Source organism: Phaeodactylibacter sp., from assembly GCF_040219495.1.
In the GTDB taxonomy this organism is placed as follows: Bacteria; Bacteroidota; Bacteroidia; order Chitinophagales; family Saprospiraceae; genus Phaeodactylibacter.
The window spans coordinates 1-26,833 of record NZ_JAVJSK010000141.1; the positions used below are offsets into that span (position 1 = coordinate 1).

Annotated in this window: 24 protein-coding genes and 1 CRISPR repeat array; of the genes, 13 read left to right on the plus strand and 11 right to left on the minus strand. The window is 51.7% G+C overall.

The features are described from left to right. Window positions 1-53: 53 nt before the first annotated feature. A CRISPR array of direct repeats spans window positions 54-1,115; the repeat unit is 37 nt; unit sequence CTTCGAGCGCATTATCCAGAGCAATTAGGATTGAAAC. 86 nt (window positions 1,116-1,201) lie between these two features. Further along, on the minus strand, window positions 1,202-1,780 hold the full coding sequence (locus RIC19_RS22690; protein WP_350180670.1) for a Uma2 family endonuclease: 579 nt from the start codon (window positions 1,778-1,780) through the stop codon (window positions 1,202-1,204). A gap of 232 nt (window positions 1,781-2,012) precedes the next feature. Between RIC19_RS22690 and RIC19_RS22695 the strand changes: the two genes are divergently transcribed. Continuing rightward, window positions 2,013-2,957 (plus strand): aldo/keto reductase, encoded by a 945-nt coding sequence (locus RIC19_RS22695; protein ID WP_350180671.1) that lies wholly within the window; start codon window positions 2,013-2,015, stop codon window positions 2,955-2,957. Between the two features lie 53 nt (window positions 2,958-3,010). On the opposite strand, the gene RIC19_RS22700 is transcribed toward RIC19_RS22695, so the two are convergent. The 6 genes from RIC19_RS22700 to RIC19_RS22725 form a co-directional block, all read right to left on the minus strand. Further along, a complete protein-coding gene (locus RIC19_RS22700; protein ID WP_350180672.1) occupies window positions 3,011-3,256 on the minus strand; it encodes a hypothetical protein in 246 nt (81 codons plus the stop codon). A 117-nt stretch (window positions 3,257-3,373) separates the two neighbouring features. Beyond that, window positions 3,374-4,027: a hypothetical protein gene (locus RIC19_RS22705; RefSeq protein WP_350180673.1), complete on the minus strand. Its 654-nt coding sequence runs from the start codon at window positions 4,025-4,027 to the stop codon at window positions 3,374-3,376. A gap of 214 nt (window positions 4,028-4,241) precedes the next feature. Further along, window positions 4,242-4,964, minus strand: coding sequence for an antibiotic biosynthesis monooxygenase family protein (locus tag RIC19_RS22710; RefSeq protein WP_350180674.1), 723 nt, complete (start codon window positions 4,962-4,964; stop codon window positions 4,242-4,244). Between the two features lie 107 nt (window positions 4,965-5,071). Then, the gene (locus RIC19_RS22715) at window positions 5,072-5,923 is read right to left on the minus strand and encodes a helix-turn-helix domain-containing protein (RefSeq protein ID WP_350180675.1); all 852 of its coding nucleotides are present in this window, start codon (window positions 5,921-5,923) and stop codon (window positions 5,072-5,074) included. Between the two features lie 198 nt (window positions 5,924-6,121). Next, the gene (locus tag RIC19_RS22720; RefSeq protein WP_350180676.1) at window positions 6,122-6,796 is read right to left on the minus strand and encodes a hypothetical protein; all 675 of its coding nucleotides are present in this window, start codon (window positions 6,794-6,796) and stop codon (window positions 6,122-6,124) included. Window positions 6,797-6,910: 114 nt separating this feature from the next. After that, window positions 6,911-7,525: a flavin reductase family protein gene (locus RIC19_RS22725; RefSeq protein WP_350180677.1), complete on the minus strand. Its 615-nt coding sequence runs from the start codon at window positions 7,523-7,525 to the stop codon at window positions 6,911-6,913. A gap of 223 nt (window positions 7,526-7,748) precedes the next feature. On the opposite strand from RIC19_RS22725, the gene RIC19_RS22730 reads away from it, so the two are divergent. Beyond that, entirely contained in the window at window positions 7,749-9,095 is a 1,347-nt protein-coding gene (locus tag RIC19_RS22730) for a cytochrome-c peroxidase (protein WP_350180678.1), read from the plus strand. Between the two features lie 473 nt (window positions 9,096-9,568). Then, window positions 9,569-11,593: an oxidoreductase gene (locus RIC19_RS22735; RefSeq protein ID WP_350180679.1), complete on the plus strand. Its 2,025-nt coding sequence runs from the start codon at window positions 9,569-9,571 to the stop codon at window positions 11,591-11,593. A 47-nt stretch (window positions 11,594-11,640) separates the two neighbouring features. Here the strand turns inward: RIC19_RS22735 and scpA are convergent, their stop codons facing one another. From scpA to RIC19_RS22755, 4 genes are all read right to left on the minus strand, one after another. After that, entirely contained in the window at window positions 11,641-13,782 is a 2,142-nt protein-coding gene (scpA, locus tag RIC19_RS22740) for a methylmalonyl-CoA mutase (protein WP_350180681.1), read from the minus strand. Between the two features lie 137 nt (window positions 13,783-13,919). Then, the gene (locus RIC19_RS22745) at window positions 13,920-15,299 is read right to left on the minus strand and encodes an energy transducer TonB (protein WP_350180682.1); all 1,380 of its coding nucleotides are present in this window, start codon (window positions 15,297-15,299) and stop codon (window positions 13,920-13,922) included. Between the two features lies 1 nt (window position 15,300). Beyond that, window positions 15,301-15,699: an energy transducer TonB gene (locus RIC19_RS22750; RefSeq protein ID WP_350180683.1), complete on the minus strand. Its 399-nt coding sequence runs from the start codon at window positions 15,697-15,699 to the stop codon at window positions 15,301-15,303. Beyond that, window positions 15,668-16,039, minus strand: coding sequence for a hypothetical protein (locus RIC19_RS22755; protein WP_350180684.1), 372 nt, complete (start codon window positions 16,037-16,039; stop codon window positions 15,668-15,670). Before RIC19_RS22755 ends, RIC19_RS22750 begins: the two co-directional genes overlap by 32 nt. A gap of 172 nt (window positions 16,040-16,211) precedes the next feature. Between RIC19_RS22755 and RIC19_RS22760 the strand changes: the two genes are divergently transcribed. The 10 genes from RIC19_RS22760 to RIC19_RS22805 all read left to right on the plus strand — a co-directional run bounded on the left by RIC19_RS22760 (window position 16,212) and on the right by RIC19_RS22805 (window position 26,654). Beyond that, the gene (locus RIC19_RS22760; protein ID WP_350180685.1) at window positions 16,212-17,471 is read left to right on the plus strand and encodes a M16 family metallopeptidase; all 1,260 of its coding nucleotides are present in this window, start codon (window positions 16,212-16,214) and stop codon (window positions 17,469-17,471) included. Between the two features lie 430 nt (window positions 17,472-17,901). After that, a complete protein-coding gene (locus RIC19_RS22765) occupies window positions 17,902-18,303 on the plus strand; it encodes a helix-turn-helix transcriptional regulator (RefSeq protein WP_350180687.1) in 402 nt (133 codons plus the stop codon). A gap of 284 nt (window positions 18,304-18,587) precedes the next feature. Then, window positions 18,588-18,962, plus strand: coding sequence for a helix-turn-helix transcriptional regulator (locus tag RIC19_RS22770; protein ID WP_350180688.1), 375 nt, complete (start codon window positions 18,588-18,590; stop codon window positions 18,960-18,962). 407 nt (window positions 18,963-19,369) lie between these two features. Continuing rightward, window positions 19,370-20,638, plus strand: coding sequence for a hypothetical protein (locus RIC19_RS22775; protein WP_350180689.1), 1,269 nt, complete (start codon window positions 19,370-19,372; stop codon window positions 20,636-20,638). A 166-nt stretch (window positions 20,639-20,804) separates the two neighbouring features. Continuing rightward, window positions 20,805-21,596, plus strand: coding sequence for a hypothetical protein (locus RIC19_RS22780; protein ID WP_350180690.1), 792 nt, complete (start codon window positions 20,805-20,807; stop codon window positions 21,594-21,596). A 68-nt stretch (window positions 21,597-21,664) separates the two neighbouring features. Beyond that, window positions 21,665-22,240, plus strand: a complete 576-nt coding sequence (locus RIC19_RS22785; RefSeq protein ID WP_350180691.1) for a hypothetical protein — start codon at window positions 21,665-21,667, stop codon at window positions 22,238-22,240. Window positions 22,241-22,256: 16 nt separating this feature from the next. After that, window positions 22,257-23,069 carry a curli-like amyloid fiber formation chaperone CsgH gene (gene csgH, locus RIC19_RS22790; RefSeq protein ID WP_350180692.1) on the plus strand — a complete coding sequence of 271 codons (813 nt, stop codon included), beginning with the start codon at window positions 22,257-22,259 and terminating at the stop codon, window positions 23,067-23,069. 46 nt (window positions 23,070-23,115) lie between these two features. Then, a complete protein-coding gene (locus tag RIC19_RS22795) occupies window positions 23,116-23,556 on the plus strand; it encodes a curli production assembly/transport component CsgF (protein ID WP_350180693.1) in 441 nt (146 codons plus the stop codon). A gap of 194 nt (window positions 23,557-23,750) precedes the next feature. Continuing rightward, window positions 23,751-25,133, plus strand: a complete 1,383-nt coding sequence (locus RIC19_RS22800) for a CsgG/HfaB family protein (protein ID WP_350180694.1) — start codon at window positions 23,751-23,753, stop codon at window positions 25,131-25,133. A 12-nt stretch (window positions 25,134-25,145) separates the two neighbouring features. Beyond that, complete coding sequence (locus tag RIC19_RS22805; RefSeq protein ID WP_350180695.1) at window positions 25,146-26,654, plus strand: carboxypeptidase-like regulatory domain-containing protein; 1,509 nt, start codon at window positions 25,146-25,148, stop codon at window positions 26,652-26,654. Window positions 26,655-26,833 lie beyond the last annotated feature (179 nt).

Consider the following 26,833-nt stretch of genomic DNA (forward strand, 5'->3'; position numbering starts at 1 on the left):
GCAATTAGGATTGAAACCCAATACATAGGCATTTACGATAGGCCTCATCCAAACTTCGAGCGCATTATCCAGAGCAATTAGGATTGAAACTGCGTGAAAAATATTCTTACAACCCTGGCTCAGGGAACTTCGAGCGCATTATCCAGAGCAATTAGGATTGAAACTGGCTTTGCTCAAACCGACACAATACCGAACGATGAGCTTCGAGCGCATTATCCAGAGCAATTAGGATTGAAACCTAGTGCCCCTGATAGGATATTAGCTAACACAGACAACTTCGAGCGCATTATCCAGAGCAATTAGGATTGAAACGATGAACTATTTCGTGTTTCAAAAAACCAAATTATCTGCTTCGAGCGCATTATCCAGAGCAATTAGGATTGAAACATGGCCTATAGCGGCCGCATTGCGCCCAACGGACGCTTCGAGCGCATTATCCAGAGCAATTAGGATTGAAACTAGGCACTTAGCGTCCCTGCTACGATCTGCGCCCACGCTTCGAGCGCATTATCCAGAGCAATTAGGATTGAAACTACCTACGCATCGCTTGCAGTCCTTTCGCCTGCCTGCTTCGAGCGCATTATCCAGAGCAATTAGGATTGAAACAACATCATTAATTGATTTAGCCCGCAGCGGGGCGGTCTTCGAGCGCATTATCCAGAGCAATTAGGATTGAAACTTAGAACCTACTACCCCACCCCAGCAAAAAAACGCCCTTCGAGCGCATTATCCAGAGCAATTAGGATTGAAACAGGCTGCTAAGATGATAGTATTCATAGCCGGTTTTCTTCGAGCGCATTATCCAGAGCAATTAGGATTGAAACTTAAAAATGGGACGCGAATTGAAAACAACAACCTTCTTCGAGCGCATTATCCAGAGCAATTAGGATTGAAACCCTACGAAGCGCCCTTGATAGAACTTGTGATCGCCTCTTCGAGCGCATTATCCAGAGCAATTAGGATTGAAACGCTCTTCCGTGTCTTCGGTGTATTCTGTGGTCGGTTCTTCGAGCGCATTATCCAGAGCAATTAGGATTGAAACGCTCTTCCGTGTCTTCGGTGTATTCTGTGGTCGGTTCTTCAAGCGCATTATCCAGAGCAATTAGGATTGAAACGCTTGTACCCTTCTGCTTTTAGGGTAGTCTGAGAGGGTTCAGACTGCCCGGCTATTGGTCATCCGATGTTGTGGATGTTATGCTCATCAACTAGTAAACACCTCCCCAAGGTTTACGGTCAGGTCAGGTAGGACACCGACGGTCACTGCTTCTTGCTTGGTGAAAGGGTTGAGACGGCGGAGTTGGTAGCGGTTGTTGTCATCAAGCTGGAAAATAATTAAGGTGCCTTCTTCCGGGTGCACGACCCAATATTCTTGTACACCGGCTTGCTCATATAATTCGAACTTATCGGTAAGGTCTTTGTGGGCGGTACTTCTGGAAAGCACCTCAATGATCCAGCCCGGCGCACCATTACAGCCATGCATATCCAGTTTGTCGGGGTCGAAAACGACACAGATATCCGGTTGTACGACCGTCTCACCTTCACCAGCAGGCAGGTGGACATCGAAAGGGGCTCTGAAAGCCTGGTACTTTTGATTTTTCAGGTGACCTCCTATAATGAGGAAGAAGTTGCTTGATATGCGCTCATGCCTGGTATTGGGGGCTGGTGACATACGCACGATTTTGCCCCGGATCAGCTCTACCATTTCGTCGAGCTGCCAGCCAAGGTAATCCGTATAGGTATATTTTTTAGACGGATCTAATTGATGAATACTGGTGATCATGCAACGTGTTTTAGCTGAGAGCGTATTGGGATTTTTGTCTTTTAGTCGAAAACTAATAATTTTTTTGGTTAGACGAGGCGCGAAAACCGGAGTTTAACCTAAGTTAAATAGCCTGTCCCGCAGTTTGCGGGAAGGATTTTCGGGACGAAGTGCTGCATATTCCGGAGTCATTGCCCCCCTTTACCAGGCACCCAGCGTACCAAGCCCACCACTTTCCCTACCTTTACTGGCTATGGAATACAGAAAATATACGCCCCAATCACCACTCGTGTCTGCAATGGGCATGGGCACCTGGCAATTGGGGGTGGGGGCAGACTGGCAGGCGATGCCGGAGCAGGAGGCTATCCGAATGGTGGAGGTGGCGCTGGACGAGGGCGTCAATTTTTTTGATACGGCACCGAATTACGGGCAGGGCACGAGCGAATTACGGCTGGGCAGGGCGCTGAAAAGTACCGACCGCAGCCGGGTGGTCCTCAATACCAAATTTGGGCATACGGTGGAGGGGCAACTCGATTTTGAGCCCGATGCCATCCGTGTGTCTGTCGAGGGCAGCCTGCGGCGGCTGCAGGTCGATTACCTGGATTCCGCACTCTTTCACAATCCACCGAAGGAGCTGCTTGATGGCAACCGGGCTTCGGCTCATTATGAGCTGTTGGAACGATTGGTAGCGGAGGGCAAAATCAGGGCCTATGGCGCTTCTCTCGATACCTGGGAGGAGATGAAGGTATTCCTGGATACCACCAACGGGTCGGTGATTGAGGCGTTCTTCAATATCCTGCATCAGGGTACGGCACGGGCGTTTGGGCAGGCGCAGGCAGCGGGTGTGGCCCTCATCGCAAAAATACCTCTGGACTCCGGCTGGCTGTCTGGCAAGTATGGCCCGGACAGTACCTTCGATGGGGTGCGGTCGCGCTGGTCCCGGTCTGATATAGCGCAACGGGCGGCTTTGGTTGCGGAGGTGGAGGAACTGCTGGGCGCAGACTTTCAGCTTCCTGAGGCAGCCCTGGCGTTTTGCCTGGCGCCGGAGGTCGTATCTACGGTGATTCCCGGGAGCACTTCCCTGGAACAGCTCCGCAGCAATATCCGTAGCCTGGATAAGCCTTTGCCGGCAGCCTTGGTGGGGCAGCTCAGGGCTTTTTATGAAGCTCAGGTCCGCCCGCTAAATTTGCCTTGGTAGCCACCGGCTGCTGACCGGTACCGGTGGGTAAGGGAGGCAGTGCGGTTGCCGCCCTAAGCCGCTTCAATCAGGACACTCCGCATGCTGATGCTGCCGTAGGAAATGCCCTCAATAGGGAAGGAGACTTTGTCTTGTGGCCGTTGAAGCCCCAGCGCATAGAGCAGGGGGTGGTAGTGGTCGGGTGTTGGGATAGACAATTTTGCCGCTTTGCCCAGCTTTTGGTAATCGATCAGGCTTTGGTGGTCCCCGCTTTTCCAACGTTGACTTTCTGCTACAAAGGACGAGATACTGCCTGCCATGATCAGTGAAGTATTTTTGATAAATTGCCTGCTGCCGTTCAGTCAAGCTCTAAGACAAAGCTACGGCAACAGGCTCAGGGGTATACAGAATGGTTCCTTTGGGCAGAGGCCCATTGATTAAAGCGCTACCGGTGCCGATGCAAAGTAGGCAGAAACCTCTACGTTTTTGGCAAAATCCTGGTAGGGGGCGGATGCAAAAATCGGGTTGGCAGCCGACTGAAAGTCTTCAAGGCTGTCCCAGACGATAATCACGGCTTGTGTACCTTCCTGAAACTTCGGCATGCTGTTTTCATCGAGTTGGTGCACTTTGAATTCCCGGGCAAATCGGTACCCCTTGTGCGCTTCAAGCGATTGGAAAAACGCTGTTCTGGGCGCCCCAAAAGCATCAGGTGTAGTTGCTTTGCGCACGGCAAATTCTACGACCAGCCCTTCTTGCTTGATGGGCTCCATATCGAAGGGCTTGCCATCGGCGGTTTCCAGCAGCACATAAGTCAGCTGTTCAAAACTGGCAAAGTATTTTTGGGTAACGGGTTGTGGCATCAGCCGGCCCGCCGTTTCGCCAAAGCCCTGCATGGAGTTCCAGTGCGTCATACCGATAAGCACGTCGTCAAGGGCGAGCTCGCCGACGGTAAAAAAGGGCTTCCACTTGCCTTCGTTCAGGGTGGCGGCTTCCTGCCCGAGCACTGCTACAAATTCGGCGCGGGCCTTGAGGAAGTTATCGTATTGTCCGGGGTTCGCCTTATTGATGGCGAGTTCAAAAATGGGTGTCATTGGTTAAGTTTTAATAAACGCTAATGGTTGAAAAGAAAGGGGGGCTTTCTTCTTAGAGCGTGTTGGGATTTTACACTTCGGGCTGCTCTTGCCAAATTTTGTCCTGCTCTTCATTGTTCTTCGGTCACGTAGCTAAGGCTATGTTCCCTCGTCACGCCTTAATCAGAACAAAATTTGGCTGCGTTCGCTCCAAAAGCAAAGTCCCAACACGCTCTTACTGATTGGTAGTGCTGACGGCGTATTGCAGGGCAACCGGATCGAAGGTGGAAAAGTAGGCACCTGCTTCGGGCAAAGACTGTGCCTTCTGAGCGATGGCCTGGAAAGCTTCCTGGCTTTCGTACACAGACATGCCAACCGTAAGGTTATCGGTGTCCTGCCCTCCGACTACTTTGAATTCCCAACTGCCTTCCAGGCCGGCTTGCTGATCGAGCCAGGATACGAAAGCTTTACGTGAATCATCAAAAGCGGCTTCCTGCCCTGGTTTGACCCGGCGTACCGCCACCTCAAGCACCTGTCCGGGCTTACTGGCGAGGCTCCCCAGATCGAAAGCGCCCCCTTCTGTGGGCTGTACAAAAACGTAGGCTTTCAGGTCCATGGTTTTGGCAAATTTGAGGAACTTGCCCAGCACTTTACTTTGCACTTTGCCAACGGTCTTACCGGTCGCGTATTGGGTCATGCCAATGAAGACTTCCTGCTGATCGGGTTCCGGTAAGGCATAAAAAGATTGGAACTCCCGGTCGTTGCTCACCCCATCTTGCTGTTTGAGCTTGGTAATGAAATCGGCGCGCCGGTCGACGAATTCCGTTTTCATGCCTTCTTTGACTTTGCGGACGGCAATTTCAAAAACGGGGGCTTCTTTTTCTATCAGCTGCCCTTTTTTGACAGGAGAGCAAGCCAGGAACAACCCGGATAGAACGAATAAAATCAGGTATTTCATTTTGCTGTATTTGGATAGAGTTCATGTTCATAAACTCTAATGTGAAAATCAATACTGCAAAGATGCCCATGCCGGAAGGTGCAGGGGTTACCCATTTGAAAAAGGGCTTACCAATTTGATAAATGATCCTTGAATGCCTGTGGAGAATGCCCGGTCATTTGCTTGACAAAGCGGGAAAAATGCGAAGGGGCGGAGAAGTTGAAGTCGTAGGCAATTTCCGAAAGGCTGAGGGTGGAGTACTTCAACGCCTTTTTGATTTCCGCCATGGCCCGTTCCTGTATGATTTGGCGGGCGGTTTTGGCGAAGTACTGCTGGCACAGGTTGTTGAGCTGCACCCGGCTGATGTGCAGCCGTTCGGCGTAAGCTGCTACCGTGCGTTGGGCCTTGATGTGCTTTTCGAGCAGCCGCAGGAAGGCGAGCAGGGTAGGGTGGGAAAGGGGGTGCCCGGAGGTGCCATAGGCCCGGGCATAAGCCTGATTGAGCCTTACCAAAAGGTAGTAAATAATGGACCGTAGGATGTGGGGACTTTCCGGGGTCTGCTCACGGAGCTCTGCCCTCACCTCCTGCGCCAGGTTGTAATAGGCCTGGAATTGCGCGGGTGGCAGCTGCAGATAAGACGGCAGCTCGGGGTTGTGGAAAAAATCAAACTTGAAGATAAAGTCTTTGTCGTTGAAGAACTCGTCCAGGAAGTCGCCCTCAAAAAACATCAGGTGGCAGCGTTCAAAGTGAGCCGCATCTACTTTATTGACCTGGCCGGGTTTGATAAACAGCACGCTGTAGTCTTGTAGCGGTATAGAGGCCGTGTCGAGGTAGTACGTTCCATGGCCTTTTTGCACAAAGGCCAGAATATAAAAATTAGGTACCATCGTGTCTGCGAGGAGTTCCAGTTCAGATTCATCACAGGCATCGATCAGCAGCTCTTTGCCGTATTTGGTGCGTTGGAAGCGTAGTTTTTCCATATTCAGGACCCGCAAAATACGGAGAATTCCCGGGAAACTGAGCTACTGCCGGGAAGGTCAGGACCCGTAGGTCTTCATTTCCTGTTCCAGTTGTCTGACCAGGTCCTGTTTGGAAGAGCCGTAAGGCAGGTTGTGGTAGCGGGCGGAAGCGCCTTAGAGGTAAGGTTGAAACCGCTCCCAAAAGAGGGGAGCCATGCACTACTCCAAATTCTGAAATCGCCACAGCTTTCCGGAGCCATCCGTAAAGGAAACGATGCCATACTGCCGGTTGAAATAGATTTCGCTGGGCGAGTTGGGGACCTGATGCACCCAGACGTTTTCAAAAATGCGGTTGAAGATCGTGAGCTCATCCACCGGTGGCGTGAGCTCGTCTGCGGGCCAGCTCCGTTGATTGAATACCTGCTCGAAAGCCAGGCGGAAAGTGGGGTCACCTGACAGCTTATACCAGACTTCTACCCAGTCACCTACATCGCGGCTGCCCGGGTTGTCGAGGTTGGGCCTGGCGCGCAGGCGCACGATGAGCTCCAGGTTAAGGGCCGGGCTGCGCAGGGTGTCGTCCAGGTACTCAGAAGAAAAAGTGCTTCGCACACCGGTGCTGTCGTCATAGATGTTGTCCACAAAAACTTCCATAGAATCTGCAGCAGGCTCCGCCATTTTGACAATAGAAAAACTAACGGAAGCGCTGTTTTCGTCTACAAAGAAGACTTCATCTCTGTTGTAGTAAGGCAGCTGTGAGATCGTCTCATCCAGCAGGTTGAACGGCCCCAGGTCAAACCGGGTCGGGTAGCTCGTATCAATTTCCCGGGCGTAGCGGTTGCAGTTGAGCAGCGTAATCGTAAACAGGAGGAAGAACAGATAGCCCGTCTTTTTCATGAATCAACCTTTTCGTTCAGTTAGTAAGGCCCAACGCGGGCACCAAAGTACAAAAGTAGGAAAAGTCCGGCAGTACTTCGTCATGAGAAAGGAAGGGTGTCTACCGTTTTGACTCTAAGGCCTCGGATAGTCCAGGCGGTCAATCAGCTCGGGCTTATAGTAGCTGTCCAGCCCGGCAACGCTAAGGATACCTGCTTTTTCCAGGAGGATATGCCCGTCTTCTGCAATCAGCTCCTCATCAATGATGACCTCCACTACTTTACCGATCACAAAGATGGCTCCGTTGGCCTTGATGTGGTGCTCTTCGGCTAGTTCCAGCCCCAGCTTGATCGGGCTCTCCGTGACGTAGGGTGCCGGGTGTAGAGAGGTGTACTGTGGCTCCAGCCCCACGGCTTCAAATTCAGACTGATCGGGCGCATACTTGGCTGAAGCCTGATGTGCCTGATGCATCATATCTTCGGTGATCTGATTGAGGGTAAAGTACCCCTGTGCCTTGATGTTGTGGTACGTCTGCCGGGGCACCGTCAGCGGGCGCATGATAAACCCCAGGTGAGGAGGCGTTGCCCCAATGTGCGTGATGCTATTGAACAGCCCCAGGTTCGGCACTTTCTTATAACTCAGGGTGCCCATCAGGTGGCAGCTCCGGTAGCCCGAGATGGTATTCATGAAATCGCGGCGGAAAAACCGCTCCATGGCCAGTATGTCTTCCAGAGAAAAATGCTTTTGCATAGCTCGTAGCGTATAGTTGATGTATTACGGCTGAAACAGTCCTGCGTGGAATTAGGTTCGAAAAGGGAAGCCCGGACGGTGTTGCTGATTTTGCGAAAAACAACCGGATACTCAAAAAAAAACCAACCCATTTGAAACATCCGGAAGAACCATCCGTAACACTTATTACTCCCCCCGTTTCCCCCCGATAAACTTCTGAATCATAGTCCCCCCGCTCAGCACCATGAAAGCAAACTATAAACAGACCACATCGCTATTGTTGGGTATTGCGCTGACCGCCATTATCGGTTGTACCAGTGAGCAACTTCCCAACCCGTTGGATACCCGTTTGGAGCGCCGTTTAAGCGAGCTGTCGCCCAATGGGACATTAGATTATTTCCAACTGCCCAACAGTAATACAGAACTGGGAAGGGTGCCTGCCGGCGTCGGCAATCCCCTGTCCCGTGAAAAAATAGAATTAGGCCGGATGCTTTTTTTTGAGACCGGCCTGGCAGCTGATGCCATGCATGACACCGGAAAAGGGACTTATTCCTGCGGGAGCTGTCATGTGCCCTCTGCTGGCTTTATGCCCGGTGCCAAACAGGGCATCGCCGATGGAGGCGTAGGGTTTGGTCGCAACGGCGAGAGCCGCGGGCGCCTGATCAGTTATGCCGAAGAAGAGCTTGACGTGCAAGGCGCTCGTCCACTCAGCGTACTCAATACCGCTTTTGTTACCAACTCTACCTGGAGTGGTAAGTTTGGTGCTAATCACGCCAACGAAGGTACGGAGCATGCCTGGGTGGGCGACGCCGAAGTCAATGAGCTGGGGCTGGATGGGCTGGAGGCGCAGATCATCGAAGGCACTACCCTGCACCGTATGCGGGTGACGGAAGGCTGGCTGGACACCCTGGGGTACCTGCCGATGTACGATGCCGCCTTTGCAGACTTCCCTGAAGAGGACCGCTACACCCGGCTGACGACGAGTTTTGCCCTGTCGGCTTACCTGCGTTCGCTCACAACCACCGAAGCGCCCTTTCAGCGCTGGGTGCGGGGCGAAGAAGAAGCTATGAATGATCAGGAAAAAGCCGGCGCGCTGGTGTTCTTCACCAAAGCGGGCTGCTACCGCTGCCACAAAGGGGCTTCCCTGAGCAGCACTGAATTTCACGCTCTGGGCGTACGCGACCTCTGGGAGTCCGGAGCCTTCGCTACTGGCCCGCAGGATATCCGTAACCTCGGCCGCGGTGGCTTCACTGGCCGGGAAGAAGACCTCTACAAATTTAAGGTGCCGCAGCTCTACAATATGAAAAACTCGCCCTTCTATTTCCACGGCAGCAGCCGGCATTCCCTGCGTGCGGTGGTGGAATATTTTAATGAAGGTGAGCCCGAGAACGACCGGGTGCCCGAGGGGCAAATCTCGCCTTATTTGCACCCCCTGAACCTTACGGAGCAGGAAATTGCAGATTTGGTGGCGTTTTTGGAGCACGGGCTGTACGATCCCAACCTGGAACGTTTTGTGCCAGAGGAGGTCCTGTCGGGCAACTGCTTTCCAAATAACGACCCCTTGTCGCAGGAGCAGCTGGGATGTAATTAAGAGTTTTAAAAGAGGCTGCTACAGCCTGGATATAATTGCAACTATCTTGGGAGGTAGCCTTCGGGCTGCCTTTTTTTGGAGGCAGCTACTGGAATAAGGGGTGTTCCACTTCGCCGGGGATCGCCACTGCTGGTTTTGATGTAAGACAAGCAGCGTTTGGGGGTCAATGACTCCGGAATTGTGGGGCAGACTAAATCGGAATAGGGGGTCAATGAGTGTGTATAACAAATTGCACTTTTTAAGAGCTTGTTGGGATTTTACACTTCGGGCTGCTCTTGCCAAATTTTGTCCTGCTCTTCGTTGTTCTTCGGTCACTTAGCTAAGGCTATGTTCCCTCATCACGCCTTAATCAGAACAAAATTTGACTGCGTTCGCTCCAAAAGCAAAATCCCAACAGGCTCTAAAAAAACAGGCCGATTTAGCGATGAATCTAGCGAAATTTCGCTAGATTCATCGCTCTAAATTAACGTACCATGCACCCAAACTATCCCAACCTCCTCGCACCACTCGACTTAGGCTTCACCACCCTCAAAAACCGTGTGCTCATGGGCTCTATGCATACCGGCCTGGAGGAGGAGAAAAACGGATTCGAAAAAATGGGCGCCTACTTCGCCGAACGGGCGCGGGGTGGCGTCGGGTTGATGGTCACCGGTGGGATAGCGCCCAACCGGGCGGGCTGGGTCGGGCCCTTTTCTGCTAAGCTGTCCAACCGCCGGGAGATGTGCAACCACCGGGTAATCACGGATGCCGTACACGAAGCAGAGGGTAAAATCTGTCTGCAAATCCTGCACGCCGGGCGCTATGGCTACCACCCCCTGGCAGTGGCCCCTTCCCGCCTTCAGGCACCGATCTCACCTTTCAAACCCTGGAAGCTGAGTGGAAGTGGCGTGGAGCGGACCATCCGTGCATTCGTGCGCACGGCTCAACTGGCGCAGGAGGCTGGGTACGATGGAGTGGAGATCATGGGCTCAGAAGGTTACCTCATCAATCAGTTCATCGTTTCCAAAACCAATAAGCGTACTGACAAATGGGGAGGCTCCTACGAGAACCGTATCCGCTTTCCGGTTGAAATCGTGCGCCGCACACGCGAAGCCGTGGGGCCAAATTTCATCCTCATCTACCGCTTGTCTATGCTCGACTTGGTAGACGACGGCAGCAGCTGGGAAGAGGTAGAGCACCTCGCCCGCGAGATTGAAGCGGCGGGTGCAACCATCATCAATACGGGTATTGGCTGGCACGAAGCCCGGGTACCGACCATCGCGACGATGGTGCCCCGGGGTGGCTTCAGCTGGGTCACCCAACGCCTGATGGGCAAGGTAGGCATCCCCCTCATCACCACCAACCGCATCAATACCCCGGAAAAGGCAGAGGAAATCCTCGCAGCCAGCCATGCCGATATGGTCTCTATGGCCCGCCCTTTTCTGGCGGATGCCGACTTTGTGCAAAAAGCAATGGAGAGCCGGGCGGATGAGATTAACACCTGCATCGCCTGCAATCAGGCCTGCCTCGATCATGTCTTTGAGAACAAAACAGCCAGCTGTCTGGTCAATCCGCGGGCCTGCCACGAAACTGAACTCCATTATACTCCTGCACAGACGAAGAAAAAACTGGCGGTAGTTGGCGCCGGCCCGGCAGGACTGGCCTTTGCTACCGTAGCTGCGCAGCGCGGGCACGAAGTGCATCTTTTTGAAGGCAGCGACAAAATTGGTGGACAATTCAATATGGCTAAGCGTATTCCGGGCAAAGAAGAGTTTCATGAAACCCTGCGCTACTTCGGGCGTCAGCTTGAGCTGCATGGCGTTCACCTGCATCTCAATACCCGGATTGAAGCGGCCGACCTTACCGGGCAAGGCTTCGAAGAGGTAGCTCTGGCCACTGGCGTCTCTCCCAGGCAGATACAATTAGAGGGTATTGACCACCCCAAAGTACTGAGCTATCTGGATGTGCTACTGAACAATCAGGAGGTGGGCGCGCGGGTCGCCATCATCGGTGCAGGCGGTATTGGTTTTGATGTATCCGAGTTTCTCGTCCATCCCACTTCGAATACTCCTCAACCGGTAGAAGCCTTTTTGGAAGAATGGGGCGTGGATGCGGCTTATAAGCATCCGGGGGCACTGACCAAGCCGAAGCCAGAACCGCCCATCCGGCAAATCTACCTGATGCAACGCTCCAAAGGCAAGCCTGGTGCCGGGCTGGGCAAGACGACCGGGTGGATCCACCGGCAGAGCCTCCGCAAAAAACAAGTCGAAATGCTCAGTGAGGTACAGTATCAGCGGGTGGACGATGCCGGGCTGCACATCTTGCACAAAGGCGAGCCCCGTTTGCTGGAAGTCGACCACGTGGTGGTCTGCGCCGGACAGGTGCCTCAGCGTACCCTTCAGCAGCCACTGGAAGACGCCGGCCTGAAGGTGCACCTCATCGGTGGTGCGGATGAGGCTCGCGAGCTGGATGCCAAGCGGGCCATCAGTCAGGCGAGCTGGCTGGCAGCAGTGGTATAGCGCGAGCGAGCCTACTAACGGTCTGTCTGGAATAAAATGACAGAACACTAGGCAACCTCTTCCAAACTTTCAATTAAGACGGTCAGAATTTGTGAGGCGGCTTTAGCAATTTTAGTGCCCGGGCCAAATACGCCCACCACGCCTTCGTCATACAGGAATTGATAATCCTGAGCGGGGATGACGCCTCCGACAACGACCATGATGTCTTCCCGGCCGATGGCTTCCAGTGCTTTAATGGTAGCAGGGACTAATGTTTTGTGCCCGGCAGCCAGAGAAGAAATACCCAAGATGTGTACATCGTTTTCCGCAGCCTGACGGGCCGCCTCTTCCGGTGTCTGGAACAGCGGGCCTATATCGACATCGAAGCCCAGGTCCGCAAAGCTGGTCGCGATCACTTTCGCACCCCGGTCGTGCCCGTCCTGCCCTAATTTCGCCACCATAATCCGGGGCCGGCGGCCTTCCAGCTTAGCAAAGCGGTCAGCCAGTTCCCGGGCCTGCTGAAACTCATGGTCTGTTTTGATCTCACTGGAGTAAACGCCGGAGATCGACTTAGTCTGCGCAACAAACCGGCCGAAGTGCCGCTCCATGGCGTAAGAAATTTCACCGAGGGTTGCCCTGACCCGCGCTGCATCCACTGCTTTTTCAAGTAGATTGCCCTGGCCAGACTTCGCACACTCGTAAAGGGCATCCAACGCCTGCCTGACCGCCGCCTCGTCCCGTTTCGCTTTCACCTCATTAATTCGACGAATTTGCGATTCGCGAACGGCACTATTGTCCACCTCAAGGATATCCATCGGGTCTTCAGACTCCCGGCGGAACACATTGACCCCAATGATTTGATCTTTACCACTGTCAATACGCGCCTGTTTACGCGCCGCAGCCTCTTCGATCCGCAGCTTAGGCAGTCCATTCTCAATAGCTTTGGCCATACCGCCAAGCTCCTCTACTTCTTCTATTAGTTTCCAGGCCCGATCTACCAGTTTACCGGTAAGGTACTCTACGTAGTGGGAGCCCGCCCAGGGGTCTACCGCTTTGGTGATGTCTGTTTCCTGTTGTAAGTAGATTTGTGTGTCGCGGGCAATTTTGGCAGAGAAGTCTGTTGGTAATGCAATGGCCTCATCCAGGCTGTTGGTATGCAGGGACTGTGTGCCGCCCAACGTAGCTGCAAGCGCCTCGATTGCTGTACGGCCAATATTATTGAAAGGGTCCTGCTCAGTCAGGCTCCAGCCGGAGGTCTGACTGTGCGTGCGCAACGCCATGGACTTCGGGTTCTGTGGATTGAACTGTTTCACAATTTTAGCCCAAAGCATCCGCCCTGCCCGCATTTTGGCAATTTCCATAAAGTGGTTCATCCCAATGCCCCAGAAGAAGGATAAGCGAGGGGCGAAATCGTCAATGCCCAACCCGGCCTTCAGCCCGGCACGAATGTACTCCAACCCATCGCCCAAGGTGTAGGCCAGTTCAATATCAGCGGTCGCTCCTGCTTCGTGCATATGGTAGCCACTGATGCTAATGGAGTTGAAGCGGGGCATATTTTTAGCCGCGTATTCAAAAATATCTGCGATGATGTGCATGGAAGGCAGAGGCGGATAGATGTAGGTATTGCGCACCATGAACTCCTTGAGGATATCATTTTGGATCGTTCCGCTCAGTTGCTCCGGTTTTACCCCTTGCTCTTCGGCAGCGACGATGTAGAAGGCCATGATAGGAATCACTGCTCCGTTCATCGTCATGGAAACGGACATTTTGTCCAGCGGGATCTGGTCGAAGAGGACTTTCATATCCTCTACAGAATCGATGGCCACCCCTGCTTTGCCCACATCGCCACTTACGCGCTCGTGGTCAGAATCATACCCCCGGTGGGTGGCCAGGTCAAAAGCCACGGATAACCCCTTCTGCCCCTGCTCCAGGTTGCGGCGGTAGAAGGCGTTGCTCTCCTCCGCTGTAGAAAAGCCCGCGTACTGCCGGATCGTCCATGGGCGAATCGTGTACATAGAACTGTACGGGCCCCGCAGGTAGGGTGGCAGACCGGCTACATAAGACAAATGCCTGAGGCTCCCGGAGTATTCTGGCGTCACCGACGGGGGCACTCCAATTTTCTCAGGGGTTTCCCAGCTTTCTCCCTCAGGAATCTGATCAGTGAGAAGGTCAAAGTCTAGTTCGAGCTTGCTATAATCCGGGCGTGGCATAATAGATGGCTTTTGATACAGCTCCAAATATAAGAAACAGCCAATTAGGACTCGAATGATAATTGTCAGGCTATGTCAAAAAAAGAGCAGGGCCCAAACTTCAGGCCACTGCTCTGTCGAAAAACTACCAGTAATTCTTAGTTTGTCACATGGTCAGACAGCCTGAATACAACTGGAACGATAAACTGCACATCAACAGCCCGGCTCCCTGACCTTCCGGAAATGACCCACTGAATCCCCTGTTGGCGCATGGATTGCACAATACGCAGCGCCTCCTCTCCCAGCCCGCCGCCAGGATCACGCACAATAGTTTCACTACTCACTGTTCCGTCTTTTTCCACGATAAACCGGATTTTAGCCGTGCCTTCTATACCAAGGCGGACGGCTTCTTCCGGGTACTGAATGGTTGATTGCAGGTAGGCATTCAATTGCTCCTTTGCACATTTTTCCCGGTCACTCCGGTCTGCCAGGTCCTCACAGCCTGGAAAGCGGGGCATATTTGGCACCCATTTGAATACTTCACTGCAACGGATTATCGGCGGCGGGGGTGGTGGCGGCGGGGGTGGTGGCAAAAGCTTTGGATTACTCAAACAGGCCAGCTCAAAGATTTCCAAAGGCACATAGAGGAATACCTCTTTGTCCAAAGCCTGTTCGCTGCATTCGCCCGGCGTCCATCTCATGGAGCTATCGCGGGCCATCTGCCTGAGGAGCAACCGAACGGCACGGCCGTATTCTGGTCCAATTGTCCGGACCACCTCTGCTTCCGGCTCCATCTGCCCATCTGCGCGGATGGTGAAGCGAGCGGTTACGCCCGGGTACTGAGGTGAGAAACCTTCCTCATGCGAAGGGCAACGCAAATGGGCTACCAAATACTCCTGAATCCGGGAAAGGGTACATTCGCTGGCGGCACCCTTTGCAGTGTTCTCACTGCAAGTTGCTAGCTGAGGCACAGCATATGGAGCCGCTTGCCTCTGACCAGGCATTCCAGCGCTTCTGAAAGTGAGCATCACAGCTACAGAATCTCCTTTGCCCTTGTCTGCCAAATTGTTCTGTGACGCACTCAATCTTAAAAAATGATGCCCCCGGATAGGTACATTGTAGGTCACCCGATGAGCCTTGCCAAACGATTTGAATGGCACCCAGCGCATTTCCTCTCCCTTATTGACGACTTTCAATAAAGCACTTAGAGCAGCATCAGCGAAAGAGGGCCCCAACCGGTCTCTGGCAATCCGGGCGTTTTCCATGCGCCCTTCAATAGTAATTTCAAATTGTAAAACTATGTAGGCTTTAGGGTTTAGGCTATCTGTTATCTCCGGGCTTGTCAGATTGCCTAATAAAGCATCCCAAAACAACGATTCCGTACAACTCCGACGTTGGCCTTTATCTCCTGCGCAAGCAGCAAGGTAAGGGTGTTCATCGCCGTTGAACCATATAGATTCTTCCTGAGGGGCACCTCCTTCCGCCTGCCCCAAAGCCATGGCCGGTCCTAAAAGCCAAAACAACAGTATCCGGTGCATTTTATTGGAGTTTAAATTTGACAGGAAGATTAAATTGTACCCGCACCGGTCGGCCACGTTGTTTGCCCGGTGCCGACCACTTCGGCATTTCGGCCACCACCCGCTCCACTTCTCTGCCGCAGCCCCCGCCAATATCCCGAAGGATTTTGACCTGACTGAGGCTACCATCTTTCTCCACTACAAACTGTACGAAGACCGTTCCTTCAATGCCATTGTCTCTGGCTGCTTCCGGGTAGCGGATGTGCTTGTAGATGTAGCTGAGCAAAGCCGCATCAGAGCACTGCCGCCGCTCGGCTAAGGGCAACGCTGTACAGTCCCCAAAAACCGGCATTTCTTCCACGACTTTAAAGATAGGCGGAGCTTTGTCCTTAGGCTTGGGGGGGTACTGGTGCGGGTTCATATATTACCGGTTCCGGTATACCAACTGCCGGGCCTGGTTCTGAAATAACTGGCGGATCAATCGTTACCGGCTCAGGTGTAAAAGCCGCGATGGGCTCGTCTACAGGTTCCACTTCAGCGGTCAGGACCTGAGGCGGCTTAGGGCGCGGTTGTGCCGACTGCGTACGCACCACTTCATACGCCAGGTCATCCGGTATGATGCGGTCTTCATAATGCAGGGGCGGCTCGTCCTCAACGGTCCAGTTGAAAGCTGTAATGACCATGCCCAAAGCCAGGATCAGGCCAAGCTTAAGGTTAGTACTGCGGTACTGCCGCAGGCGGGAAATATCTGTTCGATTCATGATGGCAATAATTTTGCCACCGGGCCCAGTGTGGTTAATTTTTCGGGAATTCGTTACAACCTGACAGATGCGAAAATGTTCTTGTTTGGTGTGTAGTCCTTGATTTTTCAAGCATTTGTAAGTAAATAGCGTGCAATTGCTGTGCAAACAGCTGTAATAAAAGCAAGAGCAAGTGATAAAATTCGAACGGTTTGAGCTCGAAAATGGCCTGAGAGTCATCGTTCATGAGGACGATAGTACGCCTATGGCAGCCGTGAATGTGCTGTACAACGTAGGGGCCAGAGATGAGTCGCCCGAAAAAACGGGCTTTGCCCACCTCTTTGAGCACCTGATGTTTGGCGGTTCCGCCAACGTCACCGATTTTGACACGCCCATCCAAATGGCCGGAGGCGACAACAACGCCTTCACCAACAACGACATTACTAATTTCTATGAAGTCCTCCCTGCCGAGAACCTGGAAACGGCATTCTGGCTGGAATCCGACCGCATGATGGCCCTCAATTTTGACGAGGAGGTCCTGGACATACAGCGTAAAGTGGTGCTCGAGGAGTTCAAGGAGACCTGCCTGAACGAGCCCTACGGTGATGTGTGGCACCATATTGCGGATATGGCCTACAAGGTCCATCCCTACCGATGGCCGACAATTGGTAAAGTGCCCAAACATGTGGAAGATGCGACGATTGAGGATGTAAAAGAATTTTTCTACACCCACTACCGCCCCAATAATGCCATTCTCACCGTTGCCGGTGCTGTAACCACTGCGGAGGTCAGGCGACTGGCTGAAAAATGGTTTGGCGAAATCCCCCGTGGTCCGGAGCGGAAGCGGCAACTTCCTCAGGAGCCCCCACAAAAGCGCTTTGAAAAGCGCATCAACGAAGCCAATGTACCAGTGGATGCGCTCTACCTGGCCTTTCATATGCCCTCCCGCTATCAGCGTGATTACTACGTCGTGGACCTGATTTCAGACGTACTGAGCAACGGCAGCTCCTCTCGTTTGTACCGCCGCCTGCTGAAGGAGCAACAACTGTTCTCAACCATTGACTGCTACGTCTCCGGCAGTATCGACCCCGGGCTCCTCGTCATTGAGGGGCAGCCCGCAGCAGGCGTTAGCCTGGATGAAGCGGCAGCTGCTATCTGGAAAGAACTCGAATTGCTCAAAGCAGCGCCTATACCCGAAAGAGAGCTGCAAAAACTAAAAAATAAGGTCGAAAGCATGTTGATTTTCTCTGAGCTTAATGTCGTCAATAAAGCTATGAATCTTGGCTTTTTTGAACTGCTCGGTGATGCCAACCTCATCAATCAGGAAGCGGCGCTTTATCAGGAAATCACGACCGAAGACCTTCACCGGGCCGCGAAGGCTATCCTGACAGCAGAGAACTGTTCAGAGCTTTTTTATAAGGCTAAGAGCATAGTTGGTACCAAAAACAACTGATAATCAAAGGATTGCAATTGTCTATAAATGCAAAAATGCGCGTTTGGCGGAGTCTGCCCGGCAGAATGCGGGGTCAAATAAGCGCGTGTTGACGACCAAACCGGGCATTTCCAGCCGGGTATTGTAATTTTGGCAGAATAATAGGTTGACAAAACCCTATCTTTAGGGCATAGTTAATGATAAACGTAACATCTCGTTATTTGCGTACAGAAATTGTGCTTTGTTATAATTGCACATAAAAATAGCGGGTTCAAATGTTACCTGGAGCATTTATTCCCAGCTCCACCCCCTTACTTCAAAAATAGATTATTCCCTTTACTAAACTTCTATGTGCTGAGGCTTAGCCTACAAGTACGGATAAAAACTATACGGTTTATAGTTGAATGTTTGACAGGAACAGGTATGCACGGTAACCATTAAACCTAACCCTATGTCCAACACACGTAAAGAATTTCATTCAACTTTCAAAAAATCACTACCCGCCAGCAATCATTCCACTTCAGCAGAGGATGTAATTTGGCTGGGTAAAGTCAGGCGAAAAGTCGAAAAGCAATTATCTTCTCCATCCTTAACTGTAGATGAAATTGCCACGCAAATGTTAATGAGCGAAAGGCAGTTCTACCGAAAAGTCAAAAAAGCCTCTCGGCTCACACCCAATCAGTTAATCCAACGGTGGCGGTTAGAGCGCGCCAAAAAGATTTTGGATGCTGGGCAAGTGCAAAGCACCAGTCATCTGGCAAATTTGGTTGGCTATGCCAAAACCAATTACTTTTCCAGGTTATTCGAATCCAGGTATGGCTTTCGCCCCAGCCAGTCGATTGATGTATTTTAAAGCGAGGACCGGGAACCGTTCGTCTACCCCCTTGCCATTCTTTGCACTGTACAATAGAAAAGAACAGATGAGGCAGAGGCAACAGCTCCCTCATATCTGACCGGAGGCAGGTGAATTTAATTTTAACCGGTGCAAGAGCTTGCTGTAAGCGCATAAAGGGTAGCCCTGGTTTTTTTAATACTTAAAACAACCTCATTCCTGTCTTATCGGCAATGCGTAATTCGTCTTTTCCACCCATATGGAAAGTTTAATTAATGACCAAACACCTAAAACTTAACAACACTATGGCACCCCCTTCTGCTATGATTTCGAACAACCGTCATTCCCCGGCACAACGAGAATGGCTGACCAAGGTTGACCGTATTATTGCGAGCAACCTGGCAGACTCCTCGTTTACAGTCGGGCTAATTGCATCAAAGCTTTATGTGAGTGAACGGCAGTTTTACCGAAAGCTCAAACAGCTCACTTCCCGTACCCCCAACCGGTACATTCAGAATGCCAGAATGGTGAAAGCCCATAAAATGATTAAAGCAGGCTACACTGGCGACCTCAGCAAACTGGCTAAGTCTGTAGGCTACCAAAGAGCGGATTACTTTTCTACCGTTTACCAACAGTACTACGGTGTGCGCCCAAACGAGGCCATCAACCGCAACAAATGACTTTGGCAGGATTGTGGCGTAGAATGTCAGAATTGTGTGCATAATCCTACCTATATTTGTATCGTCCTTATGGAGGGACATACAACACTATAAACAACTGATTTAAGTTTCCGGGAAGTGAACAGCAATTGACTTCCCACTCATTATTCCCCCGCTTACAACTTTATATTTCGACTATTCCGAACTGACTATGCTGTCCTGCATATTCCCTGAATGCTATTTGCGTGATGGAATGTGCGGATGCAGGGTGTAGTATCGCTATACAGGTCACTAAATGTCCTGCATAGCGGCAGCCTTTTCTCTGCCCTTTAGTATGCTGTTGCACCTAGAGGCAGTGGCTGAGCTATGCCTCAAAAGAAGTGAACAACCATTTTTTGATAAACCTAATTAACACAAACCTTAGAACAATGAAAAAGGTAATTTTAACCGCATTTGCCCTGGTATTGGGCGTAAGCCTGGCTATGGCTCAGGCAAACAAATCGGCTGTCGATGTAAACGGTAACACTAACAAGCAAACAGTAGACCAAACCGGTTCTAACAACAGTTCAACTGTTGCACAAGGTGAGGTTGCTGGTAACACTAGTGGTCCCGCTACGGCAAACTTCAGTGACGCCTTCGTTACACAGACCGGTGCTGACAACACTGCGCTTACCAACCAAAATGGCAACAATAACCTGAGCGTTCAAACGCAAACTGGTGACCGCAACAGCGCCAGCATCAATGTACAGCGCGACTTCAATACCGGCGCTCCTCAGGCGGGCCCTGGCTTTGCCGATGGAAATGAGCACCGGCAGACGCAAACTGGTAACGATAACGTAGCCGAAGCCAGCGCTTTTAACGGTCCTAATTTGGGTATTCAAAACCAGGCTGGTGACCTTAACGAAAGTAAGTTACAGCAGTCCGGTGGTGTGAGCATGAACGAAGCTTACCTCGACCAAGCAGGCAATGTCAACCTCATCTTTGCTCGTCAAACCGGTTCTTCCTATAGTGATGTCGATATCGATCAGATTGGTAATAACAACCTGGCTAAGACAGATCAGACGGGAGACGACAACAGCGCTACTGTTTTCCAGGAAGGTAATGGCAACCGTGTTGGTGGCCCGACTACTACTGGTCCGTTCAGTCAGAACTTCGGTATCATACAAGATGGTAGTGACAACGAAGCATCAGTTACTCAGAAAGGTAATGGCAACATCGGTTCCATTGACCAGATGGGCGATCTCAACAAAGCAGTGCAGACCGGCTCCGGTGATGGCAACGTTGTGAGCAATACCCAGACTGGCAATTCCAACCTGGCACGCACTGAAATCTGGGGCGACGGCAACGATGTTGGCGTTACTCAATTGGGTGATGATAACAATTTCTACATGAACCTCCGCGGCACGCCTCCTGCACCAGGTGGTAGCGTAGACAACAACGGCGTTGATGCTAAACAGGATGGCAATGGCAACACGATCTCCGGCTACTTTGGCTTTGATAGTGACAACAACACCGTTGATCTTCTCCAGACAGGTGACAATAACAATATTGGCGCTTCTACTTTTGCTGGTGACGGTGTCATGATTGACGGTGACATGAACGGTATCAATGTGATGCAGGACGGTAATAACCACAGCAGCCTGAATAGCATCATGGGTAACGGTAACGCGACGACTGTTACACAGAGCAACAATTAATAGATCCGTCTTTTAGAGAAGGATCTTAAGCCAGAAATCCAAGAACTAGTAGTACATGGTAGATAGGAGGGTGGTGCAAAGCCACTCTCCTCTATCCTTGTACTTTAGTTAAACGGATACTCTGTTAAATTAGATTCAACTCACTTATTCCCCAAACTCAGATACCATGAAGCAAATAATACTATTTGCTGTTATTTTCATCGCCTCCTTCGGCACTGGTTTGTCACAGACAGCCAATGCCTCAGAGGTAAATACAAGGGGAGATGAGAACACAGTAAGCGTCAGCCAAACCGGCAGCAACTCCGCTGAAATCAATCAGGGGATGGCCGGGCTTGGTGATGCATTCGAAGGGGAAGCTATCGTAGTGCAGAACGGTACCAACAATACCGCCCGCACCAACCAAAATGGCTCCCGAAATTCTGCCAGTACCTTTCAAACCGGCACTGGAAACGAAGCCTACGTAGATCAGATCGGTGAGGACAACAGCTCACTCATCGGGCAGATCAATGGCAACCAAAACTACGCATCGGTTGACCAAAATGGCAACAATAACGCCTCAGTTGTAGGACAGCTGATGGGCGACGCCAATGATGCACATATTTACCAAAACGGCAACGACCACCTTTCCGTCTTGGGGGACGTTGGCGGCAGTAATAATTATGCTGAGGTCCGGCAGGATGGCCTGGGGCACACCTCCCTGATCACTGAGTTGTTCGGTAACGACAACCGCTCAATGATTGACCAGGATGGTACCGGGCACTTGTCAACGATTAACATGATCGGTAGCGACAATACCATCAATATTTCACAGAATGGCAGCTTCAATACCTCTGAAGTGGGCATTCTCGGTAACATGAATATGGTGGATGTCCAACAGACCGGAGCATTCAACAACTCGCATGTAGCGGTTTTTGGCAATAACAACAATTGCGTTGTTAAGCAAGGCCCTACACCATAAGATCATAATGCCCGCAGTGCAAGGTTTTTGCACTGCGGGTTTTTTCTTAACCAAGATATTCCAAACTCATGCGCAACTTCATCTTTTTCCTCGCTTTCGCATCAGCCTGGATAACCGGCTATAGTCAGCCCGTAAATGCACCTGCCCCTCAGGCCCTTTTCGACAATGGGCTCAACCTGGATGAGCTGGGGCTGTCCGAAGGGCTCGGCGTGCTACAGGAGGGCGATAACAATAACATCTTTATACAGCAGCAACAAACGTCGGAAGAAAGCCTGAACCTGCAGCAGCGGGGCAGTTTCAACAATATCAACTTTTCCAATACCGGGCAGGCTAATGAGCTCCTCGTCACACAGCAGGGCTTCTACAACGAGGCGAACCTTGGGGGCTTCAGTGGCGACAACAACCGGATGATCGTAGCCCAGCAGGGTGATAATAACCTTTACGACCGCTCAGGGCCCGCAGGATTCACGCCGGAAGTCGATGGCGTCAACATGGTCGTTGAGCAACAGGGCAATGGCAATCAGCTGCAGCAGGTCGAGGATGGCCTCACTCCGGCCACCCAAAATCCTTTCGTGGTCCGGCAATCCGGTGGTGCTAATATTCAAATCCAATTTTCCTCCTTCTATCCGGAACGGGGGCAGTAATTAAAAAACTTAAGCCATGAATTTCAGGATTACAGCACTTATCGTCTTCCTGGGACTCTTTTCCAGCACCGCCGCTGTTGCCCAAACAGAAGAAACGGAAGATATACTAGCCACCCTAAAGGTCACGAAAACGGATGGGCAGCTTGAGCTTTCCGCCCACTGCACCAATAACTCCGGGAAAGACCGGTCCTTATCCTACCAGCTCACCATGCTCAGGATAGATACCCGGCAGAACCGGTCCTCCTCCAAGCAGGGCGGATCATTTGAACTAGGCCATGAGGGCGAGCGACGGCTGTCCGTCACGTCTGTCAACATTGATGATGGAAGCTACGTACTCGCTACACTGGATATTTACGAAGGTGAAGACCTCATCGCACAGGCCAGAGAAGTCATTGGTGAGATCCCCAAAAAAGATACCCCGCCCAAAGCAGCACCTTCAACTGCTCCGGATGTAAAAAAAAATGGCCCACAAAACGGGTACGGTTCAGCCGGACAGGACATAGAGCTCGGTGGCGGCTTCATCGTGGATGAGACCCGCACCCGCTCCGGTCAGGAGTTTTACGAGGCTTTCTATCAAAGCTGGCAGGAGCCGCAAACACAGCTGGGCTATCTTATACGCATTGAAGAAAAACCAGCTCCGGGCCGGTCTACCCGCATCAATGTCATCCTCGATGGCGAAGAGGTCTTTGCCAGAATGCTCCCACCCAAATCCGAACTGATCCGGGAGCTTGCCGAGGCAGTGGCCAATTATATCAACCAAAAAGTAGTACAACAGGCGCAGGTCGAGCAGGCGCTCGACGGCGACCAAAGTGGCAGCGGCTTGTATTAGGCCTCACTGCTCCAGAACGATTTCCAAACTCTAAATTTTTGAAAACATGAAACCTTTTTCTTTTATCGTCTTGCTCAGCTTCATTTTGCTGACCGGGCAATCCACTCTTTGTGCGCAGGACTTCACTTACCAGCCTAAGAATCCTGCCTTCGGTGGCAATTACCTCAACTACAGCTGGATGCTCAACTCCGCTAATGTCCAAAACGGACTCACAGACCCCGCGCTGGAGAATAATGCAGACCGGAGGAGTACGGCCAATAGCCGCACCTCACTGGACAACTTCACGGAAACCCTCAACCGTCAATTGCTCAGCCAGATCTCCCGCCAACTGGTCACCAGCCAGTTTGGTGAATTCGGGCTGGAAGAAGGCACTTACAACCTCGGTGACTTTGAAATCACCGTGGTCCCCGGCCTGGACGGGCTCAACGTGACCATTATTGACTTCGCCAATGGAGGGCAGACTCAAATCACAGTACCCTACTTCTAACCAAATCAAAGTAAAATACAGCCCCTCCCCCGGTATTTATAAAAACTAAGCCCTTGGCTGAAAGGTAGAGTTTGGATGGCTTGGCTGCCCTAGCCTTAATGAACTGAAAGCAAGATGTATTTTGTCTTCCTCAATAGGCAAGATGGGTGGCTAAGCTTTTTCCAAACACAAGGGCGCTCCAAACTCTAATCACTATGAATTTCATTTTTAAAACCTGGCTGCCCAGCCTGATCCTGGTGCTCCTGCTCAGCAGTTGTGGGGCCTACATGAACCAGCCCCTAAGCAGCTCCCCTGCCCGGCTGGGCGAGGAAACAGAAATCACCGATGATTTGCGGCGGTTGCCCCTGCCCAGAGAGAAAGTTGTAGCCGCCGTATATAAATTCCGCGATCAGTCCGGGCAGTACCGGCCCGCCGAGATTGGCGCCAACTGGTCAACAGCCGTCACACAGGGCGGTACCAGTATCCTTATCAAAGCGATGGATGATTCCGGTTGGTTTGTCCCTATTGAACGGGAAAATGTGGCCAATCTGCTCAACGAGCGTAAAATCATCCGCTCCAGCCGGCAGCAGTACGAACAGAATAATGGAAGCCCGGTGCTCCCGCCCCTACTCTTTGCCGGCATTATCCTGGAAGGGGGCATCGTTTCCTATGATGCCAATATTGTAACGGGTGGAGCCGGGCTCCGCTATTTTGGAGCCGGTGCTTCCGGGCAGTATCGCCAAGACCGGGTTACCGTCTACCTGCGGGCCATTTCCACCTCCAACGGCAAAGTCCTCAAGACCGTTTATACGTCCAAAACCATTCTGTCTCAGTCGGTCGATGCCGGCCTCTTCCGCTTCGTACGGTTCCAGCGCTTACTGGAAGCAGAAACCGGGTTTACCTACAACGAACCTTCCGAAATGGCCGTGACAGAGGCGATAGAAAAAGCCGTCTACGCACTCGTTATGGAGGGGCTGATCGATGGACTATGGGCCGCAGACCCGGAGCAGCAGAAAGCTACTGAACGGCAAGTTGCCCTCTTCAAGCAGGAGCGGGCGGAAATGCAGGAGACGCAACTGCTTGGCCGGGCCCTCTATGACCGCGAAGCCAGCGCATCCATCACTGTTGCTGCCAGCGGAATGATTTACGATGGTGACTACCCGCAGTCAAGATTAAGGCCTGGTGCCGAAGTAGGCCTTGGGGTTTCCCTCTCCCCCCGCTTTCAGGCTCAGCTCAACCTCGGTGCCAGCCAACTGGCCGTAGCTTCCGAGCTCTATGAAGAACGTATCCTGTACGGTGACCTCAACCTCATTACGCAGATACTTCCGGGAGACAGGCTTTCTCCGTACTTTTTGCTTGGAGCCGGTGCGATCCTGGACCAGACCAATACCCTTTCCGCTGGTGGAGCTGGCCAGACATACCTGAAAGCCAATACCGGCATCGGTATGGAATTCTATATCAACGACTGGATGTCCCTTGATGCCAGCGCTGATTATCACTTTCTCTTCACCGATGAGCTGGACGATATCAGCTCAGGCCGCTACAATGACCTCCTCTGGCGAGTTCGGGCAGGCGTGAAGTTTTTCATTAACAAATAAGCAGGTATAACCATGAAGTCCATTTATCAACTCCTCCTTATTGTGCTCCTGACAGGCTTTCTGGCGGCCTGTCAGGAAGACCCTATTGAGGTCGATGCCTACGGAAGCCTGGAAGGTACCCTACTCGATGAAGAAACATTTGAGCCTATACCCGAGGCCATTATCACCACGGTACCAGCCACTAATGTTTTCATATCCGATGAGCAGGGGCAGTTTTTCATTGACTCCTTGCTAACCGATAACTATACCATCCGTATAAAAGCAGATGGATACCGGGAGGGGCTGCAAAATGTGGAAATCGAGCCGGACCGGACCCGGCAATCTACTATCCTGATGATTGCGCAGCCCGAGACAGTTGATGCACTCAGCACTCCGGTTGAACCACAGCCACAGGATGGGCTGGAAGGGCTCGAGGTTGAATTGTCGCTTTCCTGGTCGCCGGGCAACACCACTCAGGATACCATCTACTACGATGTGCTCCTTTATTCGGAACACGACCCGGAAGGCAGGGTGGTTGCTGAGGCAACAACCGACACTTCTATAATTTTGGAAGACCTCAACTACGGCACCACCTACTTTTGGCAGGTCAGGGCCGACAATGAAGAACAAGAGCCCGTATTTGGCCCGGTATGGAAATTCTCCACCAAAATATTCCCCGATTATCGCTACCACTACGTAAAGGCGGACAGCCTCACTGGTGAATTGAACGTTTTTACTGGTCAGACCGGCGACTTCCAGGGGGACAATATAAATGAGATCCAACTGACAAGCGGCATGGGCGACTGCTGGAAACCCCGGATGAGCCCCAACCGGGAAAAAGTGGCTTTCCTGTCCTTCAGCGGTACAGCCCCGCACCTGTTTGTAATGGACCGGGATGGCAGTAACGTCCGTCAGGTAACCGATGAAATTCCCGTGATGAGCTACGAAATTGAGCAGATTGACTATGCCTGGTCGCCTAACAGCGGGCAACTTCTGTTCATGAATTTTGACCGGGCTTACAAAATCAATGCCGATGGTACCGGAATGGGATTGTTTGCTCAGGCGCCCCAGGGCAGGGCCTTTACCGGGTTCGATTGGACTTCCCACTCCAACCACGTCGTAGCAAGGGCAAGAGGCAATAACCACTATGAGGATGAACTCTATCTGATCAACCCAGCCGGTACCCTAAATATGCTTGTGGCGGATCAGCCGGGCACTTTGGGCAATCCCATGTTTTCAGTAGATGGGACAGCTGTACTCTACACTTATGATGTTAGCGAAAGCCAAAACGCCAACGGACGGTTGATTGATGTTGAAATTTTTATACGAAGCATTAGTACCGGTAGCACTCTTAATTTATCAGGACAAAAAGCTGCCGGCACCAACGATATTCAGGCCCGGTATTCTGCTACGGGAGGAAGAGTCATTTTTACCAGTATGCCCAATGACGGGGTCGGCCCCTCCTCGATTATGTCGGTCAAGCTTGACGGCACGGAACGCCGTTTTTTATTCGAAGATGCATCTATGGTCGACATGCGATGACATTTGAAGCAACCGCACTGGTAATCCAACCCGTTTAAGAGCGTGTTGGCAGGATTGTGGACCCAAACGTCAGGATAATAAGGAAAGGAGCGTGTAATTTTATACTGTATATTCGGACGAGTGCACACTACAAAATTTCAGGATAAGGTCATGGCCTTGTTCTTATCTCCCCCCTTATT